Source organism: Pseudomonas sp. A214, assembly GCF_900156295.1.
Classification (GTDB): domain Bacteria; phylum Pseudomonadota; class Gammaproteobacteria; order Pseudomonadales; family Pseudomonadaceae; genus Aquipseudomonas; species Aquipseudomonas rhizophila.
Genome location: NZ_LT707062.1, coordinates 225,594 through 239,016, shown reverse-complemented (window position 1 = coordinate 239,016; position 13,423 = coordinate 225,594). Strand labels below are relative to the sequence as shown.

Annotated in this window: 7 protein-coding genes and 2 pseudogenes; 3 read left to right on the top strand and 6 right to left on the bottom strand. The window is 61.0% G+C overall.

What is annotated here, in order from left to right:
• Nucleotides 1-23 precede the first annotated feature (23 nt).
• From BW979_RS00990 to BW979_RS28030, 3 genes and pseudogenes are all read right to left on the bottom strand, one after another.
• Nucleotides 24-1,766 (bottom strand): potassium/proton antiporter, encoded by a 1,743-nt coding sequence (locus BW979_RS00990; RefSeq protein WP_047225926.1) that lies wholly within the window; start codon nt 1,764-1,766, stop codon nt 24-26.
• Between the two features lie 291 nt (nt 1,767-2,057).
• Nucleotides 2,058-2,657, bottom strand: a pseudogene (locus BW979_RS28035) (methyl-accepting chemotaxis protein); the annotation flags it as partial.
• 303 nt (nt 2,658-2,960) lie between these two features.
• A pseudogene (locus BW979_RS28030) lies at nt 2,961-3,617 on the bottom strand (MCP four helix bundle domain-containing protein); the annotation flags it as partial.
• A 324-nt stretch (nt 3,618-3,941) separates the two neighbouring features.
• On the opposite strand from BW979_RS28030, the gene BW979_RS00980 reads away from it, so the two are divergent.
• Together BW979_RS00980 and BW979_RS00975 are read left to right on the top strand one after the other, a co-directional pair.
• Nucleotides 3,942-4,172 carry a hypothetical protein gene (locus BW979_RS00980; RefSeq protein ID WP_047225924.1) on the top strand — a complete coding sequence of 77 codons (231 nt, stop codon included), beginning with the start codon at nt 3,942-3,944 and terminating at the stop codon, nt 4,170-4,172.
• Complete coding sequence (locus BW979_RS00975; RefSeq protein WP_047225923.1) at nt 4,169-4,471, top strand: cell division protein ZapA; 303 nt, start codon at nt 4,169-4,171, stop codon at nt 4,469-4,471. The genes BW979_RS00980 and BW979_RS00975 overlap by 4 nt, the downstream gene beginning before the upstream one ends.
• Nucleotides 4,472-4,635: 164 nt before the next feature.
• Here BW979_RS00975 and BW979_RS00970 read toward each other — a convergent pair whose 3' ends face one another.
• The gene (locus BW979_RS00970; RefSeq protein WP_076382952.1) at nt 4,636-6,438 is read right to left on the bottom strand and encodes an acyl-CoA dehydrogenase; all 1,803 of its coding nucleotides are present in this window, start codon (nt 6,436-6,438) and stop codon (nt 4,636-4,638) included.
• Between the two features lie 245 nt (nt 6,439-6,683).
• Complete coding sequence (putA, locus tag BW979_RS00965) at nt 6,684-10,637, bottom strand: trifunctional transcriptional regulator/proline dehydrogenase/L-glutamate gamma-semialdehyde dehydrogenase (protein WP_076382950.1); 3,954 nt, start codon at nt 10,635-10,637, stop codon at nt 6,684-6,686.
• A gap of 466 nt (nt 10,638-11,103) precedes the next feature.
• On the opposite strand from putA, the gene putP reads away from it, so the two are divergent.
• The gene (gene putP / locus BW979_RS00960) at nt 11,104-12,588 is read left to right on the top strand and encodes a sodium/proline symporter PutP (RefSeq protein ID WP_076382948.1); all 1,485 of its coding nucleotides are present in this window, start codon (nt 11,104-11,106) and stop codon (nt 12,586-12,588) included.
• Between the two features lie 91 nt (nt 12,589-12,679).
• On the opposite strand, the gene BW979_RS00955 is transcribed toward putP, so the two are convergent.
• Nucleotides 12,680-13,174, bottom strand: coding sequence for a DUF2165 family protein (locus BW979_RS00955; RefSeq protein WP_076382946.1), 495 nt, complete (start codon nt 13,172-13,174; stop codon nt 12,680-12,682).
• Between the last annotated feature and the right edge of the window lie 249 nt (nt 13,175-13,423).

The following is a 13,423-nucleotide window of genomic DNA, read 5'->3' as shown; positions in this document are numbered from 1 at the left end:
GAGCAAGTGAAAGTGGGAGCAGTTTAGAGGAACAAGCCGGGACCCGGGCGACTTCCTTCGGGGAATCTGACGCCCACTTTGCCGATCTTGTTCCCGTCCATGACCGCAACGGTCCAAAGGGTGTTGTTCCAATCCACCTGGTCACCGACTACTGGCGCGCCACCGACTTTCTGGGCGATGAAACGGCCCAGGGACATGTCCGGGTCGATGCCGTCCAGCTTCAGCCCGTACAGGGCCGCAACCGCGGCCAGCTGGGCGTCTCCTTCGAGTACGAAGTCGCCGAAGAAGCGCAGATCCAAGCCCCTTTGCGGTGCCTGGCTGAACAGTTTTCCAAGGGCCGGCAAATCGTGTTCATGGCCGATCACACACAGCAAATCACCAACTTCCAGCACCGTACTACCCGACGGATGGAGCAGTTGCTGGCCACGGAACAGGGCCGCGATCCGTGTACCGTCGGGCATTTTCAGATCCCGCAGGGGCGAGCCGATGCACCATTTCTCCGCGCCGAGGCGATAGATGAACAGTTCCCACTCGCTGGTGACGTGGACCTCCAGCGCTGCCCGGGAGATCGGCAGGGGTTCTGGCGGGACGGTAACGTGCAACAGTTTGGCGACCCACGGCAGGCTCGTACCCTGCACCAGCAACGACACCAGCACGATAAAGAACGCCAGGTTGAAGTAGAGCTGGGCGTTGGGCAGGCCGGCCATCAACGGGAACACTGCCAGGATGATTGGCACCGCGCCGCGTAGGCCGACCCAGGAAATGAACACTTTCTCGCGGCCATGGAAAGCCTTGAACGGCAACAGCCCCACCATCACCGACAGCGGACGTGCGATCAGGATCATCCACAAGGCCAGGCCCAGGGCCGGCAGGGCGATCGGCAACAGGTCATGGGGCGTGACCAGCAGCCCCAGCACCAGGAACATGCCGATCTGCGCCAGCCAGGCCATGCCATCGAGCATGTGCAGGATGCCATGACGGCTGCGCACCGGGCGGTTGCCGATCACCAGGCCGCACAGGTAAACCGCGAGGAAGCCGCTGCCGTGCAGGGCATTGGTCAGAGCGAACACCGCCAGGCCGCCGCTGATGACGAGGATCGGGTAGAGCCCGTTGGCCAGGTTGATGCGGTTGACCAGTTGCAGCATCAGCCAGCCACCACCCAGGCCGATCACCCCGCCGATGCCGAATTCACGCAACAAGTGCCCCAGCAGGTTCCAATGCAGACCGGTTTCACCGCTGGCGAGCATGCCGATCAGGGTTACGGTCAGGAACACCGCCATGGGGTCGTTGCTACCGGACTCGATCTCCAGTGTCGCGCTGACCCGCTCGTTCAGGCCCTTGCCGCCCAACAGCGAAAACACCGCCGCGGCATCGGTCGAGCCGACGATGGCGCCAATCAGCAGACCTTGCATCAGGTTCAGATTGAACAGCCACGCCGCCGCCAGGCCGGTCAGCCCGGTGGTGATCAGGACGCCAACGGTGGCCAGCGACAATGCTGGCCACAACGCCACGCGAAAGCTCGACACCCGCGTGCGCAAGCCGCCGTCCAGCAGAATGACCGCCAGCGCGAGGTTGCCGACCAGATAGGCCGTGGCGTAGTTATCGAACAGAATCCCGGCGCCGTCGACACCGGCAACCATGCCCACGGCCAGGATGATCACCAGAATCGGGATGCCCAGGCGGGACGAAAGAGAACTGACCAGAATGCTCGCACCTACCAGCAACGCGCCGATCAAGAACAGGCTGTTGATGGTCGTCGCAGTCAAAGGCAGTACTCCGAGCAAGCGTGGGGGGCGGGCGCAAACTGACCATGCAGTCTGCGTGCCAGCGATTCTAACCTGTTGAAATGTGATGCTGTCAAAAAAGGTTGGCGGATTGTGGGGTACAAGCGCGGCAGCAATACCGTGGCGAGGGAGCTTGCTCCCGTTCGGCTGCGAAGCAGTCGTCGCTTTTGAGGTTATGGGGCCGCTTCGCAGCCCAGCGGGAGCAAGCTCCCTCGCCACAAAAGCTGGAGGGTTGATCGCGCACGGTCTGTGGACGATCAACCGTTACGCGGGTTAAAGGCTGAACCGCCCAACCATGCTGTTCAAGTCCACGGCCAGGCGCGACAGTTCGGCACTGGCGGCGCTGGTCTGGTTGGCGCCAGTGGCCGATTGCACCGAAAGGTCGCGGATGTTCACCAGGTTGCGGTCCACTTCACGGGCCACTTGGGCCTGTTCCTCGGCGGCGCTGGCGATCACCAGGTTGCGTTCGTTGATTTCGACGATGGCGGTGTTGATGGTGTCCAGGGACAGGCCGGCACCACGGGCGATGTTCAGCGTCGACTCGGCACGTTCGGTGCTGTTGCGCATCGAATCCACGGCGTGTTCGGTGCCGCTCTGGATGCTGCCGATCATGCGTTCGATCTCGCTGGTCGACTGCTGGGTGCGATGGGCCAGAGCGCGCACTTCGTCGGCCACCACGGCGAAACCACGACCGGCCTCACCGGCACGGGCCGCTTCGATGGCGGCGTTCAAGGCCAGCAGGTTGGTCTGGTCAGCCAGGCCGCGGATCACGTCCAGCACCTTGCCGATGTCACGGGACTCGTTGGCCAGGTCGCCGATCAACGTGGCGGTGCTTTGCACATCGGCGCTCATGCGCTCGATGGCGCTGACAGTTTCCTGTACCAGGTCGCGACCGTCACCGGCAGAGGCGGTGGCGTCTTTCGAGGCTTCGGAGGTGCTGACCGCGTTGCGCGCCACTTCTTCGACGGCGCTGGTCATCTCGTTGACTGCGGTGGCGGCCTGTTCGATTTCATTATTCTGCTGGGTCAGGCCACGGGCGCTTTCGTCGGTGACGCTGTTGAGCTCTTCGGCGGCGGAAGCCAGTTGGGTGGCCGAGCCGGAGATCCGTTGCAGGGTGTCGCGCAGTTTGTCCTGCATGGTCGACATCGCCCGCAGCAGGCGACCGGCTTCATCGTTGCCATCCACGGTAATCGGTCGGGTCAGGTTGCCCTTGGCGATTTCTTCGGCGGCGTCCAGGGCGCTGCCGATCGGACGGGTAATGCTGTTGGTCAGCAGCCAGGCGAACAGCAGGGTCAGGCCGGTGGCGATGACCAGCAGCGTGACCACCCAATTGAAGGCCGTTGAATATTGTTGGGTCGCACCCTGATTGAGGGCCTCGGCTTGCTGGTTGTTGATGTCCACCAAGCGGGCGATCGCCGCGTTGATGGCGTCTGAGTTGCTCAGCAGTTCAGTGTTGAGCAATGCACGCAGTTCATCGAGCTGATTGTTGCGCGACAACGTTTTCATCCGCTCTTCGAGCTGGCGGTATTGGCCCAGCAATTGAACGTATTGATCGTAGGCGGCCCGCTCTTGCGGGGAGCTGATGAGTTTTTCGTAGGCGCTTTGAGCCGTCTGGATCTGCTGGTTGCGTTGCTCGAACAAGCTGAAGGTTTTCTGCTGGACGTCCGGTTCGCGGTTGACCAGCAAGCGATAGGACAGCACGCGCAGACGCAGGGTCAGCGAGGTGAATTCATCCAGGGCCTTGATGCTGGGCACGCTGTTCTGGACGAGGCTTTCGCCGGATGCACGGATTTTGCTCATCTGGCTCAGGGCGAACACCCCGAGGGCCAGCATCAGGGCGCCGATCAGGGCAAACCCCAGGAACGCCCGCGGCGCGATATTCATATTACGTAGGGACATGGAAAGTACCGGAAGGGGGCGCGTCCGTGCGGGGGTGGTGACAGGTGTTCCCTGACTTATCGGTCATACGACTAAAGTCTTGAGTCGCTGCGTGCTTTTGTCGCAGGGCAGCGCCTGCTGCGCGACGAAGGGCGGGAACCAGATCTTCCATTCACAGTCTTTACAGCTCGCCAGCGAAGCACCGCCGCCCCAAGTCGTGGCATTGACGGTGACTTTTCTTTATCGTACGCGCCCCCTTGAAAAAGCCTGGAAATCAATATGTTGGAAACATCCCTCAGCCAACTGGAACAACTGGTCAACGACCTGGTGCAACAGAACCGTCAACTGGCCGGCCTGAATGAGACCCTGAACGCGGAACTGGCCAAGGCCAAGGATGAAAATGAAAGCCTGCAACTGAGCCTGATGGAACAGGAAGAGCTGCACGGCACCACCGCCGCGCGCATCCAGGCCCTGATCGAGCGCGCCAGCGCCGGTCCTGTCAGCGCATGAAGCATGGCGCCGACGGGGTGACGGTCGTCTCGATTCTGGGAGAGGACTATTCAATCAAGGCGCCGGCCGGGCAGGAACAGGCCCTGCTGGACGCCGCTTCGATGCTCAAGGCCGCTCTGGCCGACACCAAAAGGAAATACCCGACGCTGATCGGTGATCGTCTGCTGGTGCTGGCGGCCATGAACCTGTGCTCGCAGCAGATGGAAATGCAGAAGCAACATCAAGCGGAACTCGACCGTTACCAAGAGCAAGTCAGCGCCACGGTCGAGGTCATTTCCAAGACGATTCAGCAGGCTTGAAGTCGCAACTTGGCTTACAAAGCGTCGTTGTCTGTACTTAAGTCATCGCGAGCAGGCTCGCTCCCACATGGGGCTGAGTGAACGCAATATCCGTGTTCACCGCCGATCCACTGTGGGAGCGAGCCTGCTCGCGATTGGATTTCAGCCGCGCCGCAAGAACTGGATCAGAACCACTCATCCCGCATCCCAAGGCAGGTATCATCCCGCGCCTCAAGCAGCGCCAGCTCATGCTGACAACCTGGGACTTCCCAGGTCAGGAAATACCGCGCTGCTTGCAGCTTGCCTTTATAGAAGTCGGTGTCCGCTGCGTTCCCCTTGGCCAGGCCTTCCTCGGCCCGAATCGCCTGCTCCAGCCAGCGCCAGCCAATCACCATGTGCCCAAACACCTTGAGATACAGCGCCGAGTTGGCGAGGCTGCTGTTGACCTTGCCTTGGGCCAGGTCCGTCAGCAGGCCCAGGGTCACCGTTTGCAGGCGCGCCACCAGGGCTTCCAGCGGCTGACGCAACGCCGCCAATGATTCGTACGCCTGGGCGCGTTCGCTGGTGTCGGCCACCAGGCGGATCAGTTGCTTGAGCCCTGCACCGCCGTTTTGCGCCAGTTTACGTCCCAGCAGGTCCAGGGACTGGATGCCGTGGGTGCCTTCGTGAATCGGGTTCAAGCGGTTGTCGCGGTAATACTGTTCGACCGGGTATTCGCGGGTATAGCCGTGGCCCCCCAGAATCTGGATCGCCAGTTCGTTGGCTTTCAGGCAAAACTCCGATGGCCAGGATTTGACGATGGGGGTCAGCAGATCCAGCAACTCATGGGCGCGTCTGCGCTCGGCTTCGCTTTCAAGGGTGGTGGTGTCGTCGAACAGGCGTGCGGCGTACAGGCCCAAGTCAAATGCGCCTTCAACGTAGGCCTTCTGGGTCAGCAGCATGCGACGTACATCGGCGTGCTGGATGATCGCCACGGGAGCGGTGGTGGGGTCCTTGCTGTCGGGCACCCGGCCCTGCGGACGTTCGCGGGCGTATTCAAGGGAATACAGGTAGCCGGCGTAACCCAGCATGACCGCACCCATGCCAACGCCGATCCGCGCTTCGTTCATCATCTGGAACATGTAGCTCAGGCCGTGGTGCGGTTTTCCTACCAAGTAACCGACGCATTCGCCGTTGTCGCCGAAGTTCAGCGCCGTGGAGGTGGTGCCGCGCCAGCCCATCTTGTGGAACAGCCCGGCCAGCAGCACGTCGTTACGCTGGCCGAGGCTGCCGTCGTCGTTGACCAGGAACTTGGGCACGATAAACAGCGAGATGCCCTTAACGCCGGGTGGCGCGTCCGGCAGTTTCGCCAGGACCATGTGCACGATGTTTTCCGACAGCGGATGATCGCCGCCGGAGATGAAGATCTTGTTGCCCTTGAGCCGATAAGTGCCGTCGGATGCCGGCTCCGCACGGGTACGAATATCCGATAGCGAAGATCCGGCGTGGGGTTCGGTCAGGGCCATGGTGCCGAAGAAGCGACCATCGATCATCGGTTGCAGGAAACGTTGTTTCTGCTCCTCGCTGCCGAAGCTTTCGATCAGGTTCGCCGCGCCCATGGTCAGGAACGGGTAAGAGGTCGAAGCGGCGTTGGCCGACTGAAAGTGCGCGAAGCAGGCTTGGGACAGCAGCGTCGGCAATTGCATGCCGCCGGCGTCGAAACTGCGTGCGGCATTGAGAAAACCGGCCTCCAGGAAGGCATCCACCGCCGGCTTTACTTCCGGAATCAGGATCGCCTGACCGTCCTCGTAGCGCGGCTCGTTTTCATCGTTCTTGCGGTTATGCGGTGCGAAATATTTTTCGGCGATGCTGCGGGCGGTGCCGATGGCCGCGTCGAAGGTTTCGCGATTGTGCTCGGCGAACCGCTCGCGCTGGGTCAAGCCCTCGGCATCAAGGACTTCATACAGCTCGAAAGCCAGATTTCGGGAACTGAGCAACGTCTCGGACATGGCGGCTTACCTTTTTTTGGAATGGGCCGAGTCTAGGCGTGGCAATAGAGGCTGAACAGGATGATTGATGGCAGTGATGCAGAGGTGAGGGCAACACTAATCTAAATGTGGGAGCGAGCCTGCTCGCGATAGCGGTGGGTCAGTCAGGAATGTTGTCGACTGATCCACCGCTATCGCGAGCAGGCTCGCTCCCACAGGGATTTCGATGACCAGGCACCCATTGCAGATGCCTGGTCTACATCGGTTTAGCCGATGGTCATCAGGCTGGCGTTGCCACCCGCCGCAGCGGTGTTGACGCTCAACGCCCGTTCGATCACCAGGCGCTCCAGTGCGATGTTGGTTTCGCCCTGGGACAAGCCCTGGACTCCGACAATGGCGCCGGCACGCTTGGCCACTTGCTGGCAAACGCTGCGCAGTTGATCCGAGTCGCCATGATGCAGGACGGCGTCGTAAGCCACTTCGTCCTTGGCCCAGTCGGAAACCCGCTGGATGCGCGCTTGAATTTCTTTCGGCAAGCGTGCGAACAGAGCTTTGCTGGTGTCGGTTTCCGGCCAAACAGCCGAGCCGCCTACCGCCAGCACCGCGGCCAGTTGCGTCAGCAGATCGCCCTCTACGTCCGCCAGGCACAGCACGTGCTCGCGGGGCAGAATGGCGTAGCTGTTGCGTTCGCCGGTCGGGCCGGTCAGTTGGCGGGTGATACCGCTTTGCGACTGAGCCGCGAACTGTACGCACAGGGCGCTCAATTCGGCGAGTTTCTGGCTGTCTGCCCAGGCTTGCAGGGCGGTCAGCGGCTTGCTCATGGCGTCACGCAAGCGCAGGTCTGGCGCGTTGAGGGCGTCGTCACGGACGAACGACTGCTGGATCGCATCGGTAGGCCGTGTCGACAGCAGGCGGTACAGGTACAGCGGACCACCGGCCTTGGGACCGGTGCCCGACAGGCCTTCGCCACCGAACGGTTGCACGCCGACCACGGCACCCACGATGTTGCGGTTCACATAGACGTTACCGGCATGGACGTTATCGATCACCTTGGCGATGGTCTCGTCGATGCGGGTGTGTACGCCCAGGGTCAAGCCATAACCGGAGGCATTGATCTGGTTGATCAGTTGATCCAGTTCCTTGCGCTTGTAGCGCACTACGTGCAGCACCGGACCAAAGATCTCACGCTGCAGCTCGTCGAAGCTTTCCAGCTCGATCAGGGTCGGCATCACAAACGTGCCGCGTTTGCACTCGGCGCTGTCGGCGATTGCCATCTGGTACACGGTGCGACCTTTGTCGCGCATGGCCTGGATGTGTTTCTCGATACCGGCCTTGGCTTCAGCATCGATCACCGGGCCGATGTCTACCGACAGACGCTCCGGGTTGCCGAGACGCGATTCAGCCATGGCACCCTTGAGCATTTCGATGACGCGGTCGGCCGAGTCTTCCTGCAAGCACAGGACCCGCAAAGCGGAGCAACGCTGGCCGGCGCTGTCGAATGCCGAAGACACCACGTCGATGACCACTTGTTCGGTCAGGGCCGAGGAGTCGACGATCATCGCGTTCTGGCCACCGGTTTCGGCGATCAGCGGGATCGGACGCCCCTGGTTGTCCAGGCGCCCGGCGATGTTGCGCTGCAACAGACGAGCGACTTCGGTGGAGCCGGTGAACATCACGCCTTTGACCCGATCATCACCCACCAGGCGGGCACCGACGGTTTCGCCACGGCCCGGCAGCAGTTGCAGAACGCCTTCCGGAATGCCGGCTTCGAGCATCAGGCGCACGGCTTGCGCAGCCACCAACGGCGTCTGCTCGGCAGGCTTGGCCAGTACCGGGTTACCGGCGGCCAGCGCGGCGGCCACTTGTCCGCTGAAAATCGCCAGCGGGAAGTTCCACGGGCTGATGCAGACCACCGGGCCCAGTGGGCGGTGGGCATCGTTGGTGAAGTCGTTGCGGGCCTGCACTGCGTAGTAACGCAGGAAGTCCACGGCTTCACGCACTTCGGCGATGGCGTTGGCGAAGGTCTTGCCGGCTTCGCGGGCCAGCAGGCCCATCAACGGCTGGATCTCGCCTTCCATCAGGTCGGCGGCGCGCTCCAGGATCGCAGCGCGCTCGGCCGGTGGCGTGGCCTGCCAGATCGGCGCCGCGTTGAGGGCGCACTGGATGGCGTTGTCGACGTCAGCGACCGTGGCTTCCTGCACATGGCCGACCACGTCACGGTGATCGGACGGGTTCAGCACCGGTGCCGGTGTTTCTTCGCTGGCTGCGCAACCGAGCATCGGCGCGGCTTTCCAGTTGTTATGGGCGGTGGCCAGCAGGGCGCAGGACAGCGAGGCCAGGCGATGTTCGTTGGCCAGGTCGATGCCGCTGGAGTTGGCGCGCTCGCTGCCATACAGGTCACGCGGTAGCGGGATGCGCGGGTGCGGCAGGCCGAAGCCGCCTTCCAGGGTTGCCATCTGCTCGATGCTGGCCACCGGATCGGCCACCAGCTCCTGAATGGAAATGGACTGGTCGGCGATGCGGTTGACGAACGAGGTGTTGGCACCGTTTTCCAACAGGCGACGAACCAGATAAGCCAGCAGTGTCTCGTGGGTGCCGACCGGAGCGTACACGCGGCACGGACGGTTCAACTTGCCTTCGGAAACTTTGCCTACAACCTGCTCGTACAGCGGTTCACCCATGCCGTGCAGGCACTGGAACTCATACTGGCCCGGGTAATAGTTCTGACCGGCGATGTGGTAGATGGCCGACAGGGTATGGGCGTTGTGCGTGGCGAATTGCGGGTAGATGGCTTCCGGCACCGACAGCAGTTTGCGGGCGCAGGCGATGTAGGAAACGTCGGTGTACACCTTGCGGGTGTAGACCGGATAGCCTTCCAGGCCTTCGACCTGGGCGCGCTTGATCTCGCTGTCCCAGTAAGCGCCTTTCACCAGGCGGATCATCAGGCGATGACGGCTGCGGCGGGCCAGATCGATGACGTAGTCGATCACGTACGGGCAACGCTTCTGATAGGCCTGGATCACGAAGCCAATGCCGTTCCAGCCAGTCAGCTGTGGTTCGAAGCACAGGCGTTCCAGCAGGTCCAGGGACAGTTCGAGGCGGTCGGCTTCTTCGGCGTCGATGTTCAAACCGATGTCGTATTGCTTGGCCAGCAGGGTCAGCGACAGCAGGCGCGGGTACAGCTCTTCCATGACGCGCTCGTACTGGGCGCGGCTGTAGCGGGGGTGCAGGGCCGAGAGCTTGATGGAAATGCCCGGACCTTCATAAATCCCGCGGCCGTGGGACGCCTTGCCGATCGAGTGGATGGCTTGTTCGTACGAGGCCAGGTACTTCTGGGCGTCATGTTCGGTGAGTGCGGCTTCACCCAGCATGTCGTAGGAATAGCGGAAACCCTTGGTCTCGAATTTGTTGGCGTTGGCCAGGGCTTCGGCGATGGTTTCACCGGTGACGAACTGCTCGCCCATCAGGCGCATGGCCATGTCGACGCCCTTGCGGATCATCGGCTCGCCACTCTTGCCAATGATGCGGCTCAGGGAGGAAGTCAGGCCCGCTTCATTATGGGTGGCGACCAGTTTGCCGGTCAGCAGCAGGCCCCAAGTGGCGGCGTTGACGAACAGCGATGGGCTGTTGCCCAGGTGCGGGTGCCAGTTGCCGGTGCTGATCTTGTCGCGGATCAGTGCGTCGCGAGTACCTTTGTCCGGGATACGCAGCAGCGCCTCGGCCAGGCACATCAGTGCCACGCCTTCCTGGGACGACAGGGAAAACTCCTGCAACAGCCCCTGAACAATACCGGCACGGCCGCCGGCACTCTTCTGGTTGCGCAGTTTTTCAGCAATCGAGGAGGCCAGTTTGTTGGTGGCTTCGGCCATGTCGGCCGGCAGGCGCGCCTGCTCGATCAGCATCGGCACCACTTCCGGCTCCGGACGACGGTAAGCGGCGGTGATAGAGGCGCGCAGGACCGATTGCGGCAAAATGCTTTCGGCAAACTCCAGGAAGCACTGGTGCGCGTGGTCGACCTGGACGTCGCCGGCTTCATCGTTGTCGGCGCGAGTCGAACCGTTCAGTTCGGTCAGGGTTGCACCACCCTCGAGTTTTTCCAGGTAATTGAAAATTGCCTGCTTGATCAGCCAGTGGGGCGTGCGATCAATCGAGGTTGCGGCCGCCTTGAGGCGTTCGCGGGTTGGGTCATCGAGTTTGACCCCAAGGGTGGTGGTAGCCATATTTTTATCCTCATGTTTACCACGTATTGCGTGGCATCAGCTGGCGGCAAGATTAGCTGCGAGCTGGCCGAGGTGCAACCGGGTGCAACCTTTTTTCGTCGAAAAAATAAGCAGCTCATCAGGAAAGCAAAATTCGCGGCGTGAGCGGTGCTTCTGCTTAGTGCATTGGCTTCTAGCCAAAGGTTGATATCGCACTAAAAGGGAGCAAAAAACGGTCATTTGGCGAAAAAACCGACTGGGTGCAACTGAATCGAGCGAAACTGGTTGCACCTTATTTCATTTGTTGAATAGCATTCGTCGCCAAGGTGCAACCGGCTCGAAGCCGAGGGGCATCGGCTGATGGCTTTCCTGGGGAAACATCAGTCATAAATTCGCGGGTCCTGGAAACGTCAAGCAAGGTCTATGGTTGTCTTGTCGACGCTTCCTACTGCCACCGCTACATAAAAACAAAGCCAGGGCGTAACTCATGAGTGTTAGTAATCCCACCCTGATCACTTTCGTGATCTATATCGCTGTAATGGTCCTGATCGGCCTGATGGCTTATCGCTCCACCAATAACCTTTCCGATTACATCCTGGGCGGTCGCAGCCTGGGCAGCGTCGTGACTGCATTGTCCGCCGGTGCCTCCGACATGAGCGGCTGGCTGTTGATGGGCTTGCCCGGTGCTATCTACATGTCCGGCCTGTCGGAAGGCTGGATCGCCATCGGCCTGATCATCGGTGCCTACCTGAACTGGCTGTTCGTGGCCGGTCGCCTGCGGGTACAGACCGAGCACAACGGTGACGCGCTGACACTGCCGGATTACTTCTCCAGCCGTTTTGAAGATACCAGCGGCCTGCTGCGGATCATCTCTGCGGTGGTGATCCTGGTGTTCTTCACCATCTACTGCGCTTCCGGCATCGTGGCCGGTGCCCGTCTGTTTGAAAGCACCTTCGGCATGTCCTACGAGACAGCGCTGTGGGCCGGTGCGGCGGCAACCATTGCCTACACCTTCATTGGTGGCTTCCTGGCCGTGAGCTGGACCGACACCGTACAAGCGACCCTGATGATCTTCGCGCTGATCCTCACGCCGATCATCGTGCTGCTGGCGACCGGCGGCGTGGACACCACGTTCCTGGCCATCGAAGCGAAAGATCCTACTGCTTTCGACATGCTGAAAAACACCACGTTCATCGGCGTGATCTCGCTGATGGGCTGGGGCCTGGGCTACTTCGGCCAGCCGCACATCCTGGCGCGTTTCATGGCTGCTGACTCGGTCAAGTCCATCGCCAAGGCTCGTCGTATCTCGATGGCCTGGATGATTCTCTGCCTGGGCGGCACCGTGGCTGTCGGCTTCTTCGGTATCGCTTACTTCTCGGCGCACCCGGAAGTGGCCGGCCCCGTGACCGAGAACCCTGAGCGTGTGTTCATCGAGCTGGCCAAGCTGCTGTTCAACCCTTGGGTGGCCGGTGTGCTGCTGTCGGCGATCCTGGCAGCTGTCATGAGCACCCTGAGCTGCCAGTTGCTGGTGTGCTCCAGTGCCCTGACCGAAGACTTCTACAAGGCTTTCCTGCGCAAGCATGCTTCCCAGTTGGAGCTGGTCTGGGTCGGTCGCGCCATGGTGTTGCTGGTGGCATTGGTTGCCATCTTCCTGGCTGCCAACCCGGAGAACCGTGTCCTGGGTCTGGTGAGCTACGCTTGGGCCGGTTTCGGTGCTGCCTTCGGTCCTGTGGTCCTGATCTCGGTGATCTGGAAAAACATGACCCGTAACGGCGCGCTGGCAGGCATCCTGGTGGGGGCGATCACCGTGATCGTCTGGAAACACTTCGAGCTGCTGGGCCTGTACGAAATCATCCCAGGCTTCATCTTCGCCAGCCTGGCTATCTACTTCGTCAGCAAGATGGGCTCGCCTACCGCCGGTATGCTGCAGCGCTTCGAAGCGGCTGAGAAAGATTTCCGCCTGAACCAGTAAGACCTCCAGCGAGGCCTTGACGGCTCGCGCGAAGGTTCTGAATAGAGAAGCGGCCCGTCCTCCCATGGAGACGGGCCGTTTTTTATGGGCATCAGTCCAGCTCTGTGTCGGGCTGATTGAGAAATATCAGCACGCCCAGTAGCGCCATGTAGAACCTGAAGGCTGCGTCCTGGCCATTCCAGATTTCTGATTGCCACATCAGAAACCATTCCCCGCCGACGACCATGAAGCCAAAGAACCAGACGAAGAAACCCACCGTCAAACCGATGATGGCGCAGCGTTTGGCCTGAGCGAAAACCACGCTCGGGGTTTTACGTGCCTGCCATAGTTCGAGCGCGCCATAGCCCAGCAAGCCTGCGGTGAGCGCTTCGCCAAGGATGATCAGCCAGTAGGCGCCGTGCCATGCCCAAGGCTGGTCGATGGCGCGATAGCGCGCGGCATTGTCGGGAAAGGTGGTGTCCATACTCAGCACGTGATGGACGAAATTGAAGTTGGAATGGTAGTCCGTGATGTTGTTGAACACGGTCAGCAAGGCGAAAGCGGCGAGAGCCAGGGTCATTGCGATTTTTGCGTAGCGAGTCGTCATGGGTTGCGTCCTTTGCTTTTTTGCGACGAAAGGACGTTAGCACGGCCCAGTGCGGTCCTGAGGCCGTCAGGTTGTAGGAATTTGCTGATTGTTTCCTGCGGCGACTTCGGTCACCACCATGCGCGGAATGTCTGTCGGAAAACGCAGCGGACAATGCGGCTTTAATCTCCTTGAATGTAAGGCAATTCTGTTTTTCCTGAGGTCCGATCAACTCTCCCTGGTGCTCATGCAGAATCGCCCGCTTTTATT